This window comes from Vibrio sp. 9-16B-A1, from assembly GCF_056726165.1.
This window is the reverse complement of record NZ_JBSDZD010000014.1, coordinates 1-21,752: the sequence shown is the minus strand read 5'-3', so window position 1 is coordinate 21,752 and position 21,752 is coordinate 1. Positions and strand designations below refer to the sequence as shown.

Annotated in this window: 15 protein-coding genes; 8 read left to right on the top strand and 7 right to left on the bottom strand. The window is 50.9% G+C overall.

Annotation, left to right across the window (positions count from 1 at the left end; genetic code table 11):
- Nucleotides 1-35 precede the first annotated feature (35 nt).
- A complete protein-coding gene (locus ACVB80_RS19450; RefSeq protein WP_481082941.1) occupies nucleotides 36-662 on the bottom strand; it encodes a DUF3592 domain-containing protein in 627 nt (208 codons plus the stop codon).
- A gap of 478 nt (nucleotides 663-1,140) precedes the next feature.
- Here ACVB80_RS19450 and ACVB80_RS19445 point away from each other — a divergent pair, with 478 nt between their 5' ends.
- Entirely contained in the window at nucleotides 1,141-2,211 is a 1,071-nt protein-coding gene (locus ACVB80_RS19445) for a formylglycine-generating enzyme family protein (RefSeq protein ID WP_481082940.1), read from the top strand.
- A 33-nt stretch (nucleotides 2,212-2,244) separates the two neighbouring features.
- Here ACVB80_RS19445 and ACVB80_RS19440 read toward each other — a convergent pair whose 3' ends face one another.
- Nucleotides 2,245-3,084 (bottom strand): hypothetical protein, encoded by an 840-nt coding sequence (locus ACVB80_RS19440; protein ID WP_481082939.1) that lies wholly within the window; start codon nucleotides 3,082-3,084, stop codon nucleotides 2,245-2,247.
- A gap of 509 nt (nucleotides 3,085-3,593) precedes the next feature.
- Between ACVB80_RS19440 and ACVB80_RS19435 the strand changes: the two genes are divergently transcribed.
- Entirely contained in the window at nucleotides 3,594-4,667 is a 1,074-nt protein-coding gene (locus ACVB80_RS19435; protein WP_481082938.1) for a formylglycine-generating enzyme family protein, read from the top strand.
- A 33-nt stretch (nucleotides 4,668-4,700) separates the two neighbouring features.
- Here ACVB80_RS19435 and ACVB80_RS19430 read toward each other — a convergent pair whose 3' ends face one another.
- The 4 genes from ACVB80_RS19430 to ACVB80_RS19415 all read right to left on the bottom strand — a co-directional run bounded on the left by ACVB80_RS19430 (nucleotide 4,701) and on the right by ACVB80_RS19415 (nucleotide 10,993).
- Nucleotides 4,701-7,229: a LysM peptidoglycan-binding domain-containing protein gene (locus tag ACVB80_RS19430; RefSeq protein WP_481082937.1), complete on the bottom strand. Its 2,529-nt coding sequence runs from the start codon at nucleotides 7,227-7,229 to the stop codon at nucleotides 4,701-4,703.
- Nucleotides 7,226-7,828 (bottom strand): DUF4123 domain-containing protein, encoded by a 603-nt coding sequence (locus ACVB80_RS19425; protein ID WP_481080365.1) that lies wholly within the window; start codon nucleotides 7,826-7,828, stop codon nucleotides 7,226-7,228. Before ACVB80_RS19425 ends, ACVB80_RS19430 begins: the two co-directional genes overlap by 4 nt.
- On the bottom strand, nucleotides 7,810-10,038 hold the full coding sequence (locus ACVB80_RS19420) for a type VI secretion system Vgr family protein (RefSeq protein ID WP_481080364.1): 2,229 nt from the start codon (nucleotides 10,036-10,038) through the stop codon (nucleotides 7,810-7,812). Before ACVB80_RS19420 ends, ACVB80_RS19425 begins: the two co-directional genes overlap by 19 nt.
- 331 nt (nucleotides 10,039-10,369) lie before the next feature.
- The gene (locus tag ACVB80_RS19415) at nucleotides 10,370-10,993 is read right to left on the bottom strand and encodes a trimeric intracellular cation channel family protein (protein ID WP_481080363.1); all 624 of its coding nucleotides are present in this window, start codon (nucleotides 10,991-10,993) and stop codon (nucleotides 10,370-10,372) included.
- Nucleotides 10,994-11,163: 170 nt separating this feature from the next.
- On the opposite strand from ACVB80_RS19415, the gene ACVB80_RS19410 reads away from it, so the two are divergent.
- Both ACVB80_RS19410 and ACVB80_RS19405 read left to right on the top strand, forming a co-directional pair.
- Nucleotides 11,164-11,694, top strand: coding sequence for an elongation factor P hydroxylase (locus ACVB80_RS19410; protein WP_481080362.1), 531 nt, complete (start codon nucleotides 11,164-11,166; stop codon nucleotides 11,692-11,694).
- Between the two features lie 9 nt (nucleotides 11,695-11,703).
- Nucleotides 11,704-11,967: a YfcL family protein gene (locus ACVB80_RS19405; protein WP_481080361.1), complete on the top strand. Its 264-nt coding sequence runs from the start codon at nucleotides 11,704-11,706 to the stop codon at nucleotides 11,965-11,967.
- 244 nt (nucleotides 11,968-12,211) lie between these two features.
- Here the strand turns inward: ACVB80_RS19405 and mnmC are convergent, their stop codons facing one another.
- On the bottom strand, nucleotides 12,212-14,227 hold the full coding sequence (gene mnmC / locus ACVB80_RS19400; RefSeq protein WP_481080360.1) for a bifunctional tRNA (5-methylaminomethyl-2-thiouridine)(34)-methyltransferase MnmC2/FAD-dependent 5-carboxymethylaminomethyl-2-thiouridine(34) oxidoreductase MnmC1: 2,016 nt from the start codon (nucleotides 14,225-14,227) through the stop codon (nucleotides 12,212-12,214).
- Between the two features lie 129 nt (nucleotides 14,228-14,356).
- Here mnmC and fabB point away from each other — a divergent pair, with 129 nt between their 5' ends.
- The 4 genes from fabB to ACVB80_RS19380 form a co-directional block, all read left to right on the top strand.
- Nucleotides 14,357-15,568: a beta-ketoacyl-ACP synthase I gene (gene fabB / locus ACVB80_RS19395; protein ID WP_481080359.1), complete on the top strand. Its 1,212-nt coding sequence runs from the start codon at nucleotides 14,357-14,359 to the stop codon at nucleotides 15,566-15,568.
- 199 nt (nucleotides 15,569-15,767) lie between these two features.
- On the top strand, nucleotides 15,768-16,913 hold the full coding sequence (locus ACVB80_RS19390; RefSeq protein WP_481080358.1) for a 4-phosphoerythronate dehydrogenase: 1,146 nt from the start codon (nucleotides 15,768-15,770) through the stop codon (nucleotides 16,911-16,913).
- Entirely contained in the window at nucleotides 16,897-17,910 is a 1,014-nt protein-coding gene (locus ACVB80_RS19385; RefSeq protein ID WP_481080357.1) for an aspartate-semialdehyde dehydrogenase, read from the top strand. The genes ACVB80_RS19390 and ACVB80_RS19385 overlap by 17 nt, the downstream gene beginning before the upstream one ends.
- 223 nt (nucleotides 17,911-18,133) lie before the next feature.
- Nucleotides 18,134-21,752, top strand: a 3,619-nt coding sequence (locus ACVB80_RS19380; RefSeq protein WP_481082936.1) for a FimV/HubP family polar landmark protein, incomplete at its 3' end; no start/stop codon positions are given.

Genomic DNA, 21,752 nt, shown 5'->3' with positions numbered 1-21,752 from the left:
CCGAATGGGGAGGTTTTTTATATCAGTATTATCGCTTAAGTGTTCGGAAGGAATGAAATATCAACGTAGTATGTTTTCGGATTTCCTTCCTCAATCAGTACCGTGATGTCATCAGTACCGATGTGCTCAGTTGGGTCGAACCATATATTGTCACAGATAAATGTCATCAGCTCAGAAGTGGAAGGGTTTTCCCAGTCTGCGTGGATTTGGTATGGGTGTTGACCGTTGACACTCAGTGAGGTGTTGATTTGAATGCCCCTGACTTTTGCTTGTACCGGAACTCCTTTCTCTTTCAGCTTGTTCATTTTCTTAGAACTGGCTCTCCCGATTAAGATGATAATCAGGCCGACAGAAAAGAATACAATACCTAGAGAGCCGAAAATGAGAGTCCCTCCCCACAGAGTAAGGAAACTGTTAATTTCCGCTTCTTCGGGAGATGACGGCTGATACAGAACTTCTACTTGTTCCCCTCTTGAAAAGCTGGGTGGATTGGATCCGGTTGATGAAATAAACTCTGTGATTGTGCCATCAAGTGTTTCAAATACGACAACAGGTCGGTAGGTGTATGAGCTTCCTGACCTGATGCTGGCAAGGTCTACAACTGTTCCTTCAGTAGTATAAGAGTTGTTCAGAAAATTCCGGGTATCTGAAATAAAGAACAAAGCTGTTAAAATCAGCCCAAGTCCTGCAACGGTGAATGTGTATTTTACTTTTTATATTATTTTCATTTAATCCCCTGGTTATGTTCCTATATCTATTTTCATTGTCCTGCTCTAAAGTATCTCGAACTGGTGGTGAAGGCATTTTGGGTTGATACGTTCTGGGATTCTATCACTACACTATGAAAGTTCACTGTTTCAGAATTAATAGTGATTTGGTGGAATTAGTTCACCTTGTGGTTATTTTTACTTGTCTCCCTGCAGTTAATTTGAGTGCTGTTTTGGAAAAAATGAAAGTCCGGAATGAAAAGACTTAATACTGGGCAGAAAGGAAATTGTTGCTGGCGTGATCTTTGTCCCATTTTCTCTCTGGGAAAGGTTGGTGTTATTATATTTTCAAATGAAGTTCAGTTGTTTCTGTTCTACTAAAATCCTTCAGGATTGAGTAGAATACTCAGGTGACGATAAAAAAGGAACTACAATGAAAAACAGTTGGTTAGGTCTGGTTTGCTTGCTGCCGGTGGTCAGTGGCTGTAATAGCACAGGAACCGATATCAAAGTCACCAGTGAGACGGTGTCGCCGGAGCAGATAAAGACAATTATCGCCAATATCAATAAAGCGTATCCGGATGCATCAAATGAGTTAAAGCAGAAAGCTGCAGGCACAGCGGTTCGGGCTATTGAAAACCTGGTGTATGTGGAAGGTGGCAGCTTTGAAATGGGGGATTTTCGTGCGCCCTGTGAAATTCCCAGTCGGGCAATTGAACGGATTGACTGGACTCCGGACGCCCAGTGTTTAAGTTCCCCATCCAGTGTCAGGACCGGAGCCGTTCATCTGCATAAAGTCACACTGGACTCTTATTCTATCTCCAGATTTGAAACGGGTTTTTTAGATATGGAGTGGATGAGGCAGATTAATGGGTTGCCGGTGGCTGATAATAAAACAAAGGATTATCAGGTTCTTGAAGGGCAGCACATAAGCAGAAGTAGCTCAGACTATAAGCGTTTGCTGGAGTATCGTGCAAATAAAGTTGCTCCAATAAAAAAATGGCAGGAAGCGAAGGATTACTGTTTATGGCTTGGAGAGATAACGGCACTGCCGTTTGATTTGCCTACTGAAGCGCAATGGGAGTATGCGGCGCGCAGTCGCGGGCAAAAGTACTATTTTGCTACCAATACTGGTTATTTGCAGTTGCAGGGGGGGCATTACTTCGATCCAGAAAGTGGTTACTATATTGATTATTCAGACGATGAAGTTAATGCGCCCAAAGGAGCTGATGATCTCGACAAATACCCACCCAATCCATTGGGAGTTTATGGAATGAGCAATCAGATTAGTGAGTGGGTTAATGACTGGTATTCGCCAGATTATTATCAACGCTCGCCGGAGCTTAATCCTCAAGGTCCGGAAAAAGGAACTCAGAAAGTGAAGAGGGATGCTGCCGGGGTAACGATGACATTTTCCCGTATTCCATCGGAACCAGAGAGAGACAAGTATTATCCGGGTGATAGCTTTCGTTGTTCATTGCAACAGACGACTCCCGTAAATTGATAGTGTACAGCCCCTGCATTCAGGGGCTGAGTTTTATACATAGTATTCCTGTCTGCCGGTATTCAGGCTGGCAATTTGCAGCTGTATCTGACTGCGTTTGTTCGCGAAGTCCTGACCAGAAAGTGGAGTAAAGGGCTGAGCCGGAGAGGTTTGCTCTGGTTTCTTATTCGCCAACTGGTAAACCCAGAGGTTGAACTGGGCTTGCTGGGAGTTGTCCAGTATGGCGTTGATCCGTTTGATATTATCAAACAGGACTTTATCTCCGGATTGTTTGCTGCCATTGCTGTCTATCCGGGCCAGTACTTCTTCAAATTTACGCCAGCTTGTCACGCTTTGTTCCAGTAAGTGACAGATGGCCTTTTCCTGTTGCTCATTGAAACTGAAGAAAAATTCTTCGACCAGGGTATTGAGCATCATTCCTATCGCTTCGGGTAATAATTGTTCGTAGGGAATGCCTTTGATTACATTGCTATCCAGCAAGCGCTTAGAAAGAATTTCTGCTTCTTCCTGTCGCTTGTTCGTTTTTTTAAGCTCATCCCACCATACTTTAATTTGTTCGCTTCCGGAGTTTATTGCGAGAAATAGAGCTAGATTTGGGCTGGTGATAGCGGTTGTAGCAAGTGCCAGGTAACTGGCTTTAACGAGATATTCGTACGCCAAATCATTGATATTTTCCAGGTGACGATACTCAACATATTGAAGCCCTTCCAATATTACTTTAGCCAGCTCCCAGACCTGTTCCATATCCAGTGTGGCACCAAAGCCACCGCTGCCACCGACGCCCCAAACGATTCTGCCGGAGCATACAAGATAGAAGACACCGTTCTGCAAACGGAGTTCGAAATCCCCCCCCCAGTCCGGCTCCGGCTGCAATGTTTCCTTCGGCTGAGACTTCAGTCAGAGTGGCAAAATCAAGGGTGTTCTCTTTATCCGGGTGTTGCCACTCTATGGCTCCGGCTATCTTTCCGCCTGCCTGGGCCCCGGCAAATCCTTCCGCTTTAATGCCGACCTGGCCTGTTGCGCTGGTGTTGACTTTGACCTTTGGGGTAAACATAGCGCCGACAGCCGCTCCGTTGGCGCCGGTGTCGTTTTTATTACTGATTTGCGCTGAGCCCTGAGCCATTAAACCCGCAAAGCAGCTAAGGGTAATTTGTCCTTTACAGCGAAAGCGGCCAAATGAATGGACGGCGTCTTTTTTGTTGGCGTCTTTGTAGCTGAGGGATACAGGAAAGCCCTTTTCATACGGAATAAACACTTGCGCAGTGACGGAGGCTTCAGCAAGAGATATTGCCGCATCGGCGGCGATGCCGATATTGATTTTGCCCTGTAAAAAAACACTTCAATTAAGTAAAATAGCCAGACGTCATAAAGAAGGAACTACAATGAAAAACAGTTGGTTAGGTCTGGTTTGCTTGCTGCCGGTAGTCAGTGGCTGTAATAGCACAGGAACAGATATTAAAGTCACCAGTGAGTCCGTGTCGCCGGAGCGGATAAAGACAATTATCGCCAATATCAATAAAGCGTATCCGGATGCATCAAATGAGTTAAAGCAGAAAGCCGCAGGCACAGCAGTCCGGGCTATTGAAAACCTGGTGTATGTGGAAGGTGGCAGCTTTGAAATGGGGGATTTTCGTGCGCCCTGTGAAATTCCCAGTGGGACACGAAACCGGATAGACTGGAGTCCGGAGGCGGAATGTCTGACGTCCTATTCCAGCGTGGAAACCGGTATTGACCATCTTCACAAGGTCACACTTGATTCCTATTCTATTTCTAAGTTTGAGACTGGATTTTTAGATATGGAGTGGATGCGCAAGATTAATGGTTTGCCGGTGGCTGATAATAAAACAAAGGATTATCAGGTTCTTGAAGGGCAGCACATAAGCAGAAGTAGCACAGACTATAAGCGTTTGCTGGAGTATCGTGCAAATAAAGTAGCGCCAATAAGAAAATGGCAGGAAGCAAAAGATTACTGTTTATGGCTTGGAGAGGTCACGGCACTGCCGTTTGATTTGCCTACTGAAGCGCAATGGGAGTATGCGGCGCGCAGTCGAGGTCAAAAGTACTATTTTGCTACCAATACAGGGTATCTACAGTACGCTGATACCTGGTACTTCGACCCGGTTATTGGGGAGGATGTTTATTACACTCAGGAGCAAGTGAATAAACAGACGGGGCTGGAAGAACATATAGGTAAATACCCTCCCAATTCTTTGGGGGTTTATGGTATGAGCAATGGTATTAGCGAGTGGGTTAATGACTGGTATTCGCCAGATTATTATCAACACTCCCCGGAACATAATCCCCAAGGCCCGGAGAAAGGATCGCAGAAAGTGATGAGAGATGCCTCTGGCGTAACATTCACTTTTGATCGTGTGCCATCAATACCAGAGAAAGACATGTATTATCCGGGTGATAGCTTTCGTTGCTCATTGCAACAGACGACTCCCGCAAATTGATAGTGTACAGCCCCTGCCTTAAGGGGCTGAGTTTTATACATAGTATTCCTGTTTGCTGGTATTCAGGCTGGCAATTTGCAGCTGTATTTGACTTCGCTTATTTGCAAAGCTCTGACCTGAGAGCGGAGTAAAAGGCCGAGCCGGAGAGGTTTGCTCTGGTTTCTTGTTCGCCAAATGGTAAACCCAGAGGTTGAACTGGGCTTGCTGGGAGTTATCCAGTATGGCGTTGATCCGCTTGATATTATTAAACAGGACTTTATCTCCGGACTGTTTGCTGCCATTGTTGTTTATCCGGGCCAGTACTTCTTCAAATTTACGCCAGCTTGTCACGCTTTTTTCCAGTAAGTGGCAGATGGCTTTTTCCTGTTGCTCATTGAAACTGAAGAAAAATTCTTCGACCAGGGTATTGAGCATCATTCCTATTGCTTCGGGTAATAATTGTTCGTAGGGAATGCCTTTGATTACATTGCTATCCAGCAAGCGCTTAGAAAGAATTTCTGCTTCTTCCTGTCGCTTGTTTGTTTTTTTAAGTTCATCCCACCACACTTTAATTTGTTCGCTTCCTGAGTTTATTACGAGAAATAGAGCTAGATTTGGGCTGGTGATAGTTGTTGTAGCAAGTGCCAGATAGCTGGCTTTAACCAGATATTCATACGCTTCTTTGTTGATGTTTTCCAGATGACGGTATTCGACATATTGAAGTCCTTCCAGGATAACTTTAGCCAGCTCCCAGACCTGCTCCATATCCAGTGTGGCACCAAAGCCGCCGCTGCCACCGACGCCCCAGACGATTCTGCCGGAGCAAACCAGGTAGAAAACGCCTTTTTCGAGTTTGAGCTGGAAATCCCCTCCAAGCCCCGCACCGGCTGCAATGTTTCCTTCGGCTGAGACTTCAGTCAGAGTGGCAAAATCAAGGGTGTTCTCTTTATCCGGGTGCTGCCACTCTATGGCTCCGGCTATCTTTCCGCCTGCCTGGGCTCCGGCAAATCCTTCCGCTTTAATGCCGACCTGGCCTGTTGCGCTGGTGTTGACTTTGACCTTTGGGGTAAACATAGCGCCGACTGCCGCTCCGTTGGCGCCGGTGTCGTTTTTATTACTGATTTGCGCTGAGCCCTGAGCCATTAAACCCGCAAAGCAGCTAAGGGTAATTTGTCCTTTACAGCGAAAGCGGCCAAATGAATGGACGGCGTCTTTTTTGTTGGCGTCTTTGTAGCTGAGGGATACAGGAAAGCCCTTTTCATACGGAATAAACACTTGCGCAGTGACGGAGGCTTCAGCAAGAGATATTGCCGCATCGGCGGCGATGCCGATATTGATTTTGCCCTGTTTAACTTCACTCAGTTTCAGGTTGCTTTCCACGCTGGCCTGCGCGCCCCAGCGGAGCAGTTGTGCTTCAGCGCTGATGTTAACAACGGTTTCTCCGTCCTCATTGAGTACGTGGTTGGTGGACTTCCACTCCTGCCATTTGTCGCCGTCAAGTTTCCATTCTGCAAGCTTTGCTTTAAGCGTAGGATCTTTAAACTCGCTCCGGATATCTTTTGCAATATCTTTGGCAATGGCTTTGGCAAACTCCGTACTTTTCCCTGTTTTCAGGGCCTCCATAGCATGAGTTCTGCTTTTGGTTTTTCGCCAGTACTTTTTGTTTTTTTCCTGCTCGTAAAAATGGAAGCGGATATAAATATACTTATTGCGCTTAACGGAAAAGACTTCAACCACATGCTGCCTGGCTTTTTTTGTTGCCAGTGTTTTGCTTTTGGTATTGAAGTTATCCAGTTTCACACTCAGTTTATTAGGGAATTCTGGCTGTCTGGAAGGCGTTTGCAGCGCAGTCCAGTACTCGATTTGGCTGTTAATGTCAGACAGAACTTTGGCTCTTAACTGGTTGGTCGAGATCTCGCTGGTAAACCAGCCATCTTCTACGTCTTCAACAAAGCGTTTACGCTGATCCAGCTCTTTCAGTTTCGACGACACCATGTTCTGATTGGGATCGGTTTTTGGCCCCATAGCCTGAGCTGTGGCGATTTTTGCTGTCAGGTGTTGAGGGCGGGAGTCTTCTTGGGCAATAAGACCGGCGTAGGTGGCTTCATCAAACCAGGCCTGCCGTTTTTTGGCATGTTGTTCAAGTTGCTGTTGTGTCGCGTCTTTGCTGCCGGGGGCTTCCTCCAGAAGTTTTTTATAACCATCCAGAAGTTGCTCTGTATAGCCGATTTCTTCTTCAAGCAGAGCAGCAGACTCTTCATCGATACAAAAGTAATCGGTGGGGCTGTCACCCGTGACAAAAAGAATGTCGTGAACTTCCATGGGTTTACAGTCAGGGTCACCCTCAAGGCATCCCTCTTCTTTGGGCGGGCGGACTTCCCCAACTGGTTCGACAGGGTAGGTGGGCTCGATCTGTTCTGGCTCTTGCTCATCCGGGAGCGTAATTTGCTCACCAATCTGAATGTAGTCAGGGTTTGGCTGAAATCTGGGGTTCAGTTCCAGCAGGGTGTTGAAATCCACGTTATGGTCGATGGCGATCTGCAATAGCGTATCGCCTTTGGTTACGGTATAGGTTTTACTCATGATGCGTATTGCTCTGCGATAGACTGCATCGCTTCCAAATGATGCGGGGTCAGATGTAAAGGATGATTTTGAAGTTGAGAATGCGCGGCCACAGCGCCAATGTCTGCGCACAGCCACTGTTTGTGATGCCAGACAATCTGCCTGATACCAGAAAACAGCTCTGCCCGTTCGGGGTCTGATATCGCACCGAGCAGTGGTAACAACATTCTGGGTTCGTAGTACCTGAGAAGGACTTCTGCTTCTCCTTTACTGGCTATGAGACTTTTGCGAAGAGTCTTAAGCAGCGTTCTGTCCCGTGTTTCCGGGAATGAGTAAAACAGGCATCCACAGGGTTTCGCCTGCATTTGTGTGGAGCAGGCTTTTAACAGGCTTTCAGAATCAGCGATACGAACAAGTACCGGCCCATTGTGAGCAGTCCGGAACCGGGTTGCCTGAAACAGTTGGTGAAAGGACAGCTCCGGGTCCAGGGCCAGAAGCTCATCCTGCCACTCTGGCCAAAGAGCTGGCTCTATGAGTGCGAAAATCTTTGATTCTGGCTCAGGGGAAGGAGCGCCAGCGCTGTTAACGCGCCACTCTGTATTTATTTGTGCAGCTGACATGTTCCATCCTCCCCACATTGACATATTTCCTGCATCAAAGCGCCGACTTCGACCAGTCCGGCGTATGCTTCCGGAGACAGCCCCTTAGGTGCACTAACAATAGGGCGTGTGTTTACTACCTTGTTCAGACCCGGGTTGATATCCACGACTCCTCCCTGGACCGATATTTCACTTTGACCGTCTATTGAGATACTTGAGCCGTACAGAGATATGTTTCCACTGTTGCTCATCACCAGTCCGGAGAAGCCGACCTGGACTTTGATTTCATCCGCGCTGACTATGGCGTGTTTCCCGTCAGACTGAATCGTGATGTTTCCGCCTGCCTGAACATCCAGGTGGTTTCCAACGGTAAGTGAATCACCGGTGCCGATCTCACAGGTGTTTGAAGAAAGCATGACAACAGACTGCTCTCCTTCTACAGAGAGTTCCTCGCTTTGGCTGATCCTGGTGGTGCGGTTCTCAAGGATAGTGGTATCCGTGTCTTTCGCTGTCTCATTACTTTGGTTAGCGTTGTGGCGAACAGTGACATCCCTGAGGACTTTTTCCTCAAAGGTTTGCTCCGTAACGGAAGACTTATTCCCACTAATGCTTTCCTTGCGGTCAGCCATGATCTCATTGGTTTGGTGCTGATGAACTTTCAGCTCTTCATCCTGCCCAATCTCCCGGTAGCGGTTGCGGAGCACTTTGGTTTTCATATCGCGCTGGGCGCGGAGGTGGATCTCTTCCTGGTTGGCTTCATCTTCAAAAAACAGCTCGTTATGCCCTTCGGCCTTGTGGCTCTGGGTGCGGAGTACTGTGCGGGTTTTGTTTTCCGGCAGGGGGTAGGGAGGCTGATGAAGGCCGTTGTAGACTGCGCCGGTGATCATTGGCTGATCCGGATCGCCTTCCAAAAAGTTGACCACGACTTCATGGCCGATTCTCGGCAGGCAGACCGCCCCCCAGTTTGGTGCCGCCATGGCCTGGCTGACCCGTAACCAACAGCTGGCGTGTTCGTTGTTTTTGCCATAGCGGTCCCAGTGGAACTGAACTTTGATTCGCCCCATTTCGTCGGTGTAAATCTCTTCGCCTTCCGGGCCCACAACGACAGCGGTTTGAGGGCCATCAATGACAGGAGCAGGCAGGGCCTCAACTTTAATCTCCGTTTCCCGTGGGACAGAAACAAACTGGTTGTAATAGCTGGCAGGTTCTTCGCCGGATTCCTCCTCGTGTACCTGAGGGTTCTGACCATAGTGAGTGACGGACAGCATGGTGTACTGCTGGTTGAGGGAGGTGCGGGGATGCTCGCCGATATAAAACGAAAAGCCGGGGAGCAGACGCATTATATTGCCCGATGCACAAACCTGATGGCTGTTTACGACATGACAGGCTACCTGCTGCCTGGCTTTCAGGTCGCCTTCACCCGGGTTGGTGTAACGTCCCGGATAGTCGAAAGTAGCCAGATCGCTGTTGGTTGCAGTGTAGTTGACAGCATGTTGGGGAATATTTGGGTGATGGTAATTGTAGTCAGTGTGGCTGACCTGGCCCGTTCTTACCCTGTGTATCTGCTCCAGTTCAGTAATGTGCTCTTTGTCAGCCATGCCTCCGCCATCGGCATGGAAGACCAGAGGTCCCATGTAAGAGGCGTTTGCCGGGGTGCTGCTTAGCTTCGGTATAGCATCATTGTTGTCTGTGATGACAAGGGTATGTCCCGTAACAGAATGCTCGAAGTAGTACCACATACCATGTTCTGCCAGCAGGCGCTGGATGAAGTGGTAATCCGACTCACGGTATTGCAGAAGGTACTCTTTTGCAGGGTGACTGGCTGACAGCTCAAGACGATAGTCTGTGACATACGCTTCGTCCAGAACTGTACTGATGATGTCAGGAATGCTCTGCTTTTGAAAAATCCGGCAATCTTGCCTCTGGGTTAAAAACCACAGCTGAGGAACCAGTACGATCTGATAGCGGCTAAACCGGCGGCCCTGACCCAGGTAGCGCAGTTGATTTATGACGCCATGAAATATGCGGGCGGCTCCAACTCCCTGACCGTGCAGCGTCAGGATCCCCGGCTTCCTGCTAAGATCGCTGAATTCCAGGTCCGGATTTTCTGAGATCACGGAGAGTGAGATCTCAAAAGGCCTGGAGATAGTTTCACTTGCCTGAAAGCTTTCAACTTTGAATGCCTCTGTTGTGCCCGGAACAACAAATAGGAATTCTGTGGCATTAACCATAGTGTGGTCCTGTCAGAATATTCAAAACAACGTAAATTGATGATAATCCCCTATCATATCAATCGGTTGTGCTGGTGGCATTGTGTGAAAAGCACTGGCTTAAGTGACGGAATGCTGGTGGAAAGATGCAAATTGACGGGGAGGACTGGAGGCAGGCAAGAGAAACAGGACGGTTGTTCCAGTTGTTTTTACGGTTAGCGGAGAAATTAATTATAGGAAAGTGTGATCTGGATCGTGATGTAAGTGGCTTCTCGGGCAGAGTGTCTGAAGAACAGGTGAGAAAAAGCCGGCTCTGTTGGCCGGCCAGTCGTCAGGATACAGTTCCCTGCTGTCAGTGCAGTGACCCTTCCGCTTCCAGGTGAAAGGAAGGCAGGCGCCATTTAAAGCGTACCGCTGCGATACGCAGTGTGTAGCCTGTTACCAGGGTTGCTACCGTTGCAGCCACATCATTGATGCCAAAGTGCAGCAGCGCCAGGTAAAGCACACCGGCTACCAGAGAAACCGAGGCATACAGCTCTTCGTGCAGAACCAGCGGAGTCTGACGGCAGATAAGGTCGCGCAGCAGGCCGCCGAACACGCCGGTCACGATCGCAGAGACCACACAGATCACCGGGTGCAGGCCCATCGACATACCTACTTTGGTACCGATGATGCTGAACACGATAAGACCCAGCGCATCCAGGTGGATAAACAGGCCACGGTATTTAATCACCCATTTGGCGATACCGGTCGTCAGTACGCCGGCCAGACAGGTGATGATCAGGTATTGCGGGCTCTTAACCCAGGTCAGCGGATAGTGACCCAAAAGAATGTCGCGAACCGTACCCCCACCGATGGCCGTAGCACTGGCGACAAACATAACCCCAAACCAGTCCATTTTCTTACGTCCGGCGCTTAGTGCGCCGGTCATGGCTTCAGCCGTGATGCCGATGACATATAGTACGCTTAACAACATTATTTAAACCCAACCAGAAGTCGAAAGCCGCATTCTAAGGGGGATAGAGTAATAAATCGAGTTGAATATTAATTAGAAAATCTAATGGTTAAAATCGCAAACGATAACGCTTTACAAATTATGCCAGCCAAGCACAATAGACAGCCCGTGTTTATTAGCCTGAGAGAGTCATGGAGCACAACTACCAGGACCTGATCCGCCTCTTTGATGCCACCTTTTTTGAGCCGTTTAACACCCGGCTGGAGCCAGGTGGGGATGAGCCCATTTATCTTCCGGCAGGAGAGGAGTGTGATTATCACCGAATCATCTTTGCCCGCGGATTTTACGCCTCAGCGCTGCACGAAATTGCTCACTGGTGTGTGGCCGGGCCTGAGCGCCGGTTACTGGAGGATTTTGGGTACTGGTATCAGCCGGATGGCCGCAGTGAAGCGGTGCAGGCGGAGTTTGAGAAAGTGGAAACCCGCCCGCAGGCGTATGAGTGGATTCTGGCGGTCAGCGCAGGCTTTCCATTTAACGTCAGTTGTGACAACCTTAACGGCGACTTTGAACCTGACAGAATCGCGTTTATGACCAAAGTTCACGCTGAGGTGATGACTATCCTTGAGCAGGGGCTGCCGCCAAGAGTGAAGATGCTCTCACAGGCGCTGCGCGACTTTTATCAGCAGGCCCCGTTAACGGTGGCCGATTTTACAGTGAAATAGAGAGAAACCATGATTATTGAGTTTGAAGAAAAGCTGCTGGATTTGATCGACGAGCGTATTGAAAGCGCGTCTGAAGATGAGCTGTTTGCTGGTGGTTACCTGCGTGGTCATATCTCTCTGTCCGCCGCCGCGTGCGAAGAAGAGGGCGTCACAGACCTGGAGCAGTTTAAAGCCCGCATCGAACAGAGCCTGGAATCAGCCCGTTCAGAACTCTCCCCGGCAGACCGGATTATTGTTTCTGACCTTTGGCAGTTGTTGTTGTCACAGGCTTAAAAAAACGCCCGGTTGGGCGTTTTTTTTTACAGGTGCTGGGTATAAGGTCCTGGGGGAGTTTGCGATAAGTTTAGTGAGAAACGAAGCTAAAGTGTTGACGGTAAGCCGTTAGTCAGAAATCCTGCTTACCTAGAACCTAGAACCTAGAACCTAGAACCTAGAACCTAGAACCTAGAACCTAGAACCTAGAACCTAGAACCTAGAACCGAGAACCGGCTTCCTCCCCCCTCTCGTTTCTATAACTCTAGCCTTCTGTAACCGCTTTCCCTTTCCTCAACTTCCTCACCCACATCTTCGCCGGATGGATTGTCTCAAGCACATCAACCGGCAGCGGTAGTGGCTGGCTACAGATCAGTGATGCCAGGGTTTCTGCCATCAGCGGTGCTGAGCTCAGGCCGCGGGAGCCAAGGCCCAGCATGCAGTAGAGGTTGGGTGCCAGTGGTGCTGGTTTGGCGCTGGTCTCGTCTTTGAATACCAGGTCCTGGTACTGCTCAACTAACTGTTCGAACTGGGCCACGTTGCCGACAAACGGGGTGTGGTCACGGGTGACGCAGCGGATCCCCTGGCGGGACTGGTTATCGCTGGTATCAATCTCATCCACCCAGCTCTGATCCGGCACGCAGCGTTTCAGTTTCTCACTGTTATCCTGCTGTGCTGCAGGGTCAAACTCAGTGTCGATATGAGTGCGGTCGTAACTGGCGCCGATGCAGTGCTGCTGGTTGTTGGGGTTTACCGGAGTCATATAGCCGTCGTAGCAGAGCACATTGTTAATTTTGCTCAGTGCTTCCGTAGTCGGGATATGGCTGACCTGGCCTTTCACCGCTGCCAGAGGCAGGGTTTGGGTTGGCTCCAGCTGGTTAAACTTGTGGCCGTTGGCTACCACTACGACCGTGTGGTTAAACACTTTGTCACCACTGGTCAGCTGCCACTGTTCGCCATTGTGGCTCAGTGCATCGATGCGGGTTTCGTAATGTGCGCTGAGTTTGTCCTGTTGTTCCAGGGAATCAAGCAGACCCTGAGTTAACTGCTGAGGGCACAGCCAGCCGCCAAGCGGGTAGTGGACAGACGGCATACCGGCGTTCTGGCCGATACTCTGATTAGTCTGCTCTTCATCCAGCCAGTGCACCAGCTGAGGGTCAAAGCCGCCATCGGCCATTTTTCTCAGTTTGGTGTGGGAAGCTTCATCCCAGGCAAGCTGGGTGACGCCGCACCAGCTGTGGTCGAACTGAATGCCGTTTTCCGTTGCCTGATCAGCAAACTGACGGGCAAACAGGAATGCAGGTGCAAACAGACGGGAAACGCCCTCGTGATTGCCGTTCAGCAGCGGATAAACCGCGCCCTGTCGGTTACCCGATGCGCCCTGAGCCGCCTGGTTGTCTTCACAGTAAAGAGTGACGTTTACGCCGCGTCGTGCCAGCGTAGTTGCCAGCGTCGCGCTGGCGATACCGCCACCGATGATCGCGACATCCTGCGGCTGCTCTGCGGACTGGGTGAAATACCATGGCTTGATATTTGTGTGAGGCTGTTTTTCTGCAATATGGCCGACGATCATATCCCGTTTGGTACCAAAGCCTTTGGTTTTCTTCATTTCAAAACCGGCTTCAATCAGGCCGCGGCGGACAAATCCGGCCGCGGTAAAGGTGGCACAGGTACAGTCCTGACGTGCCAGTTTCGCCATGCCGTTGAACAGATCCTGATTCCACATCTCCGGGTTTTTGCTTGGGGCAAAGCCGTCCAGGAACCAGGCGTCAACGATACCTTCGGCAGGCGTCGGGACTTTTGGCATGCAGTCTTTGATATCGCCAAACCAGAGGTCCAGCGTGACTGCGCCGTCAGCCAGCACGATACGGTGACATTCCGGTACGGCAACCGGGTAGTAGCGGCGCAGCTGCTCTGCATATTCGGCCAGTTCCGGCCATGCCTGGTGCGCTTTTTCCAGGTCTTGTTGAGTGACCGGGAACTTCTCAAAGCTGATAAAGTGCAGCTCTTTCAGTGCTGCGTTTGGGTTATCGCGGCGAAATGCGTCGAACCACTGCCAAAGTGCGAGAAAGTTAAGCCCGGTACCAAAGCCGGTCTCACCGACCACAAAGCGCTGTCGCTCAAAGTTTTCCCAGCGTTCAGGCAGGTGGTTTTTCTCCAGAAACACGTACCGGGTTTCGGCCAGGCCATCCACATTGGAGAAGTAAACATCGTCAAACTGGTCGGATACCGGGGTACCGGCGTCGTTCCATTCCAGTACGGCATTCTTAATTGTGGTCATAGTTGCTTTGATCTTTGGGGTGATTCGCTTAAAGTTAGCCGCGATTGTACGGATTTCCGGGAAAGCTGACCACTTCTGGTTATCATCCTGGTTATTATTCTACGGATTTTTGAATTATAGGAATGTCACATGAAACGTGTCGTAATCACCGGTATGGGCATTGTTTCCAGTATCGGTAACAACGTCGAAGAAGTTCTAGCATCACTTAAAGCAGGTAAATCAGGCATCAACGCGTCTGAGCAGTTCAAAGAAAAAGGTCTGCGTTCACAGGTTTGGGGTGATCTGAAAATCAACCCGGCAGAGCACATTGACCGCAAAAAGATGCGCTTTATGGGTGATGCGGCAGCCTATGCTTACCTGTCAATGGAGCAGGCGATTGCTGATGCAGGCCTGTCTGAAGACCAGGTTTCTAATGACCGTACTGGTATCGTTGCCGGTTCGGGTGGCGCTTCCTCTCTTAATCAGGCTGTGGCAGTTGACACCCTGCGTGAGAAAGGCGTGAAGCGTATTGGTCCATACATGGTTCCACGTACCATGTCTTCTACAGTTTCTGCGTGTCTGGCGACTCCGTTTAAGATCCGCGGCGTAAACTACTCAATGAGTTCTGCGTGTGCGACTTCTGCACACTGTATCGGCCACGCGATGGAGCTAATCCAACTGGGCAAACAGGACATCGTATTTGCAGGCGGCGGTGAAGAGCTGGACTGGACTCTGACCATGATGTTCGACGCAATGGGCGCACTGTCTACCAAGTACAACGAGACGCCTGATCAGGCATCACGTACTTATGATGCGGACCGTGACGGTTTCGTAATCTCTGGCGGCGGCGGCATGATGGTTATCGAAGAGCTGGAGCACGCTCTGGCACGTGGCGCGAAGATCTACGGTGAGATCGTAGGTTACGGCGCAACTTCTGACGGCTACGACATGGTAGCACCATCAGGTGAAGGCGCGGTTCGTTGTATGAAGATGGCGATGGAAAGCGTAGACGGCGTTGATTACATCAACACTCACGGTACTTCAACTCCGGTTGGCGACGTGAAAGAGCTGGGCGCTATCCAGGAAGTATTCGGCGGCAACAGCCCTGCGATCTCTGCAACCAAGGCGATGACCGGTCACGCACTGGGCGCAGCAGGCGTACACGAAGCAATTTACTCAACCCTGATGCTGGACAACAACTTCGTTGCACCAAGCATTAACATTGAAAACCTGGACGAAGCAGCACAAGGCCTGGATATCGTATCTGAGCTGCGTGAGCAGGAGCTGACAACAGTAATGTCAAACAGCTTCGGCTTCGGTGGCACCAACGCCACTCTGGTTATCAAGAAGTACCAGGGTTAATCCTGCTTTCCAGAGCTGATCAGGCCGGCGTTGACGTTATGGCCTGATCGAACAGACGCAGGCAGTTCCCCAAGGAGAGCGGGGTTCAGTCCTTTTGTTCTGGAGCTTACCGGCCTCATCTGAGGCCGGTTTTTTATTTCCAATTTCCATCGGTTAAGGCACAATCATGGCCTCTTCCAACAATGAATTCCTCTTTCCCATGAAAATTCTGATCGATGAGAACATGCCTTATGCCCGCGAGTTGTTCAGTCAGCTCGGTGAGGTGATCGCCAAACCCGGCCGCACGCTTTGCGCTGACGACCTTGTGGGTATCGATGCCCTGATGATCCGCTCGGTGACTAAGGTCAGCCAGGCGCTGCTGGAAAAAGCAGATAAGCTGAAGTTTGTAGGCACCGCGACCGCCGGAATGGACCACGTGGACCAGCCACTGCTGGCTGAGCGCGGTATCGCATTTACCAATGCCCCGGGCTGCAACAAGGTCGGTGTGGCCGAGTATGTGATAAGTGTGCTGATGGTACTGGCTCAGCAGCAGGGCTTTACCATCTTCGATAAAACCGTGGGCATCGTTGGTGCGGGGCAGGTTGGTACCTACCTGGCGAAATGTCTTGAGGGGCTGGGCATTAAGGTTCTGCTGAATGATCCGCCGAAACAGGCTGAGGGTGATACGCGCAGCTTTACTGAGCTCGATACCCTGCTTGAAGAGGCAGATGTTATCACTCTGCATACCCCAATCACCCGTGATGGCGACTATCCTACCCACCACCTGATGGACAGTGACCGGCTGAACAAGCTGCGTGGTGACCAGATCCTGATTAATGCCGCCCGCGGCCCGGTGGTGGACAACCAGGCACTGAAAGCACGCCTTGAGCGGGCAGATGGTTTTACCGCAGCGCTGGACGTATTTGAGTTTGAGCCTCAGGTAGATATGAACCTGTTGCCTCATCTGGCTTTTGCCACGCCGCATGTAGCGGGGTATGGCCTTGAAGGAAAAGCACGCGGGACCACCATGGTGTTCAACTCACTGTGTGAGTTTATGGAGCTGGAAAACCGGGCTCGGGCAGCTGAGCTGTTACCGGTTGCGCCTGTTCCGAAAGTCATGCTGGATCGTGAATGGGATCACACAACACTGCACAATCTGACTCAGTTGATCTATGATGTGCGCCAGGACGATGCCCTGTTCCGGCGTGAAATTGCCAAACCCGGTGCATTTGATCAGATGCGTAAGCAATACTGGGACAGAAGAGAATACAGTGCCATTACGCTGGTGGGCGATGCCCTGTGCAAGCTTGAACCACTGGCGAAATTAGGTTTCAAAATTGAGGTAAAAGATGAGCCAAAAATTTAACGTTGCAATCTTTGGTGCGACCGGTGCGGTCGGCGAAACCATGCTGGAAGTACTGCAGGAACGTCAGTTTCCGGTCGATGAGCTGTACCTGCTGGCCAGTGAGCGCAGCGAAGGTAAAACTTACCGTTTTAACGGTAAAACCATCAAAGTGCAGAACGTAGAGAACTTTGACTGGTCTCAGGCTCATATTGCGCTGTTCTCCGCTGGTGGTGAGCTGTCTGAGAAGTGGGCACCAATCGCGGCAGACGAAGGCGTGGTAGTGATCGATAACACCTCTCAGTTCCGTTACGAGTACGACGTTCCGCTGGTTGTGCCGGAAGTGAACCCGGAAGCCATTGCTGAGTTCCGTAACCGCAACATCATCGCGAACCCGAACTGTTCTACCATTCAGATGCTGGTCGCGCTGAAACCAATCCATGACGCAGTGGGTATCGAGCGTATTAACGTATCGACCTACCAGTCAGTATCCGGTGCGGGTAAATCAGGTATCGATGAGCTGGCAGGCCAGACTGCGCAACTGCTGAACGGTCGTCCGGCAGAAACGAAAGCCTTCAGCCAGCAGATCGCGTTTAACTGTATCCCGCAGATCGACAAGTTCATGGAAAATGGCTACACCAAAGAAGAGATGAAAATGGTGTGGGAAACCCAGAAGATTTTCAACGATCCATCCATCATGGTGAACCCGACTGCGGTTCGTGTGCCGGTATTCTACGGCCATGCAGAAGCTATCCACCTGGAAACCCGCGCACCGATCGATGCGGAAGAAGTGGTTCAGATGCTTGATCAAACTGACGGTATTGAAGTGTTCCACGGTGAAGATTTCCCGACTCAGGTACGTGACGCAGGCGGTAAAGACCATGTCATGGTTGGCCGTATCCGTAACGACATCAGCCACCACAGTGGCGTGAACCTGTGGGTTGTGGCGGATAACGTACGCAAAGGCGCGGCAACCAACGCAGTCCAGATTGCAGAAGTGCTTATCCGCGATTACTTCTGAGTCAGAATTTAGTGATGTTTTTATAAAGGGCTCCTTCGCGGAGCCCTTTATTTTTGGGGCAACTCATCGGATTTCGCTGTCTTTTTCTCCATATCCCGGAATTTTTTTGTTCCGGTCACACATTTTTTGCCTGCCAGCCTACAGTTTTGCCGTGAATATCCGATATATTAAGGAGATCACAGTATTATTCATATAATAGAAAGCAGGTAACGCAGAGCCTTTTATGCACCAATTTTTCAAGCGTCTGTTAACGCCCTTGCTTCTGGTGGCCGCCAGCCAGATTTCCACAGCAGAAGCGGAAGCCATCAGAATCGTCGGTTCAGACGGGGAAGTCATCACTTCTCCGCAATTCTCTGAGCAGTTCAATCAGGCCCTGGAAGCTGATGAGCCCTCCCTGTTTTATGGCCCAACCGGTCGTGAGGAAACCCTGTGGGCGATTGCCACCACATTGCGTCCGGCTAACAACCTGACCGTGCAGCAGACCCTGCTGGCGATCTACCGTCTTAACCCTCAGGCGTTTGAAAATCAAAACATCCATCTGCTGATCCCTGGCAGTACCCTGCGTATCCCGTCACTCGAACAGGTTCAGGCTGAAAACACCAATGCCGCTGTTCGCCTGATGAATGCACACAACGCCCGCAAAAAGCAGGACAAAGGGACGGAAAAACCGGTACGCATTGCGGTTAAACCGGTCGCCAAACCGCAGTCACAAACTAAGCCTGTTCCGGCCGCAGAGACCAGCCAAAAACAAGAAGTGGTCAAACCGCTGGTACAGATTAAGCCGCAAACAGAGCCAAAACAGGTCAGCGATCTTAAAGAGCAGCTCGAAATGTCGGAAACTGAGCTGTCCACACTGGAAGAGAAAAATCATCAGCTGCGTCTGATGCTGTCTAAAGTACAAAACGAAGTTGAGACGCTGAAAACAGAACTCAGCGACGATGACCGTATCCGCTCAGAAGTCGAGAAACTGCTGGCAGCAGAGCGCATGCGTGAAATTGAAGCGGCACAAAACGCCCCGACTCTGATGGAAAAAATCATCGCCAATCCTCTGCTGCTGGGCGGCGTTGCGCTGATCCCGGGTCTGCTGCTTGGTCTGCTGGTGGTGATGCTGCTTAACCGTAAGAAACAAACCGCGGAGCCAGAGCAGCAGGCAACGCCTGAAATCACGCCTCCGCCGGTTATTCCGCCGCAGGACGAAGATATTGATGAGATCAACCTTGAAGATGATCTCATCGGCGAGTTGCCGGAAGAAGAGCTGGGTCTTGGCGACGAGCTGTTCTCTGATGATATGGGGCTGGATGATGACGAGCCTCAGCAGGAAGACAACCAGGAAGACATTTTCGGTAACCTGGATGAGGGCGAGCTCGACTTCAACCTGGACGATGAAGACGGCGAAGACCCATTTGCCGGTATCGGTGACGACGGGGAACTGGAAGCCGAAATTGCTGATCTTGAAGAAAGCAGCAATGGCATCAGCGTTGATGCGGATGAGAAGGCTCTGGGGCTGGATGAAATGTCTGCTGCGCTTGATTCGGTTGAGCCGGAAATCGATGACGCAGGCATTGGCAACGAGTTCGACCTTTCTCAGGAAGAGAGCCTGTCCAACGATGATATTGATGCGTTGCTGGAAGCGGATGGCCCGACTGAAGAGCTGGAGGCCGAATCCCTTGACCAGTCTATGCTTGATGACCTGTTTGCCGGTATCGACACCACAGAAACGGAAGACGACCTGGATTTTGGCACCCTGCTTGCGGATGGCGAAGCGCTGCCTGAGTCCGTTGAGGATGACAGCACTGAGCTGCTCGATGAACTGCTTGAAGAGTCGGGTGAACCTGCTCCGGATGCAGACAGCACTGATCTGTTGGATGAAGTGATTGAAAGCGGAGGCGATACCCTCAGCGACACTGACCTCCTTGATGAGCTTCTTGAAGAGCACTCAAGCCTTAAACAGGAAGATGAAGAGCTGGACTTTAACCTGGATGATGGTCTGGAAGCTGAGCTGCCTGAAATCCCGGCTCAGGATGGGAACGCTGAAGAAGAAGTCAAAGCCAGCATCGACCCTGACAGCACTGATCTGCTCGACAGCCTGATTGAAGAGAATGAGCATGCACCGGAGTTTGAACTTGATGAAGCCAGCACCGAGCTGCTTGATGATGTACTGGGTGACGGTGCCTCTGAGCATCAGGACTTTAAGCTGGATGAGGACAGCGTTGATCTGCTCGATGAAGTGCTGGCAGAGGACAGTAAAACCTCAGTTGAGCCGGACAGCACCGACCTGCTCGATACCCTGCTTGATGAGCATCAGGCCGCACCGGAGACTTCAGAGGAAGCACCTCAGGCAGAAGAGGCGTTTGATTTCGATGAGTTGATCGATATTGAGCCGGAAGAAGCTCTGGCAGAGCCTGAGGAAGAAACCCTGACTCCGGCAACTGAAGACGAGGTGCTGCCTGAAGCTGCTGATGCAGTGTTCGATGAAGTGCTGCAGGCTGAGCTTGCTGCCGGTGAAGCTGTACCGGAAGTCTCTGCCGATGAAGAGTCAGAGCCTTTGTCAGAAATAGCTGTGGAGGACTTGGAGCCGGAAACAGTTGCTGAACCAGAATTAATAACAGAACCAGATGCAGACGCTGAAGTGCCAGTGGTGGATGTAGCTGAAGAACCGTCTGAACCTGCGCCAGCAGTGGAGCCGGAACTGGCTGTGGAAGAACCACAGGAAGAGATTCTGTCGCCTGAAGAAGAACTGGCATCGCAGGCAGAAGCCATGCCTGAAATGGCAATGCCGGAGCAGGAAGCGGAAACAGCGGCGCAGGTGGAGGAAGAGTTTGAAGCCGCACCGGTGACCGATCCAACTACCGCTTTCTCTCTTCGCGGTCATGAAGATGAGCCGCTGGATATTCTGATGGGGGAAACTCCGGCCGATCTGGACGATGAAGAAGCCCTGATTGAAGACTGGCAGGCAGAAGCCCTGGCCGGTGACGAGCCTGAAGATGAGTCTGAACTGCAAATCCCTGGCACAGAAGGTCTGGATGAAGCCCTGGCAGAAGTTGACGCTGCTCAGGAAATGCCACAAGCTGCAGAGCCAGCAGAGCCAGCAGAGCCAGCAGAGCCAGCAGAGCCAGCAGAGCCAGCAGAGCCAGCAGAGCCAGCAGAGCCAGCAGAGCCGGCGCTGCCTGCTAATGAATTTGGTATTCCTCAGGACGAAGACTGGGAGTTCGACGACGTTGACCTTTCCGGCCTGGACGATGACCAGCCAGAAACCCCTGTCATTGAGGAAGCAGAACCTGAGCTGCCAGAAGTGCAGGCTGAGCCTGTAGCTGCACCAGAATCTGAAGCTCCTGTCGTTGAAGAACCAGAGTTCGAACTGCCGGAACACGGCGAGTTCAGTGAAGAGGACCCTCTTGCTGCACTTGATGCAGACTTAGCTGCGTCTCCAGAGGTGGAAGCACCTGTTGCTGAAGAGCCGGTAGTATCACCTGAAGCGGAAGCGCCAGCTGCAGAAGAACCAGAGTTTGAACTTCCTGAACCGGACGAAGCCGACCCTGGCGAGTTCAGCGAAGAAGACCCACTTGCGGCACTGGATGCAGACTTTGCTGCTTCTCAAGAGGCGGAAGCGCCTGTAGCAGAAGGACCAGAGTTCGAACTGCCGCAACTGGACGAAGCCGATCCTGGTGAGTTCAGCGAAGAAGACCCACTTGCGGCACTGGATGCAGACTTAGCGGCTGCTCCAGAGGCAGAAGTGCCTGTTGCAGAAGAACCAGAGTTTGAACTTCCGGAACTGGACGAAGCCGATCTTGGTGAGTTCAGCGAAGAAGATGCACTGGCGGCATTTGACGAAGAGCCAGTGG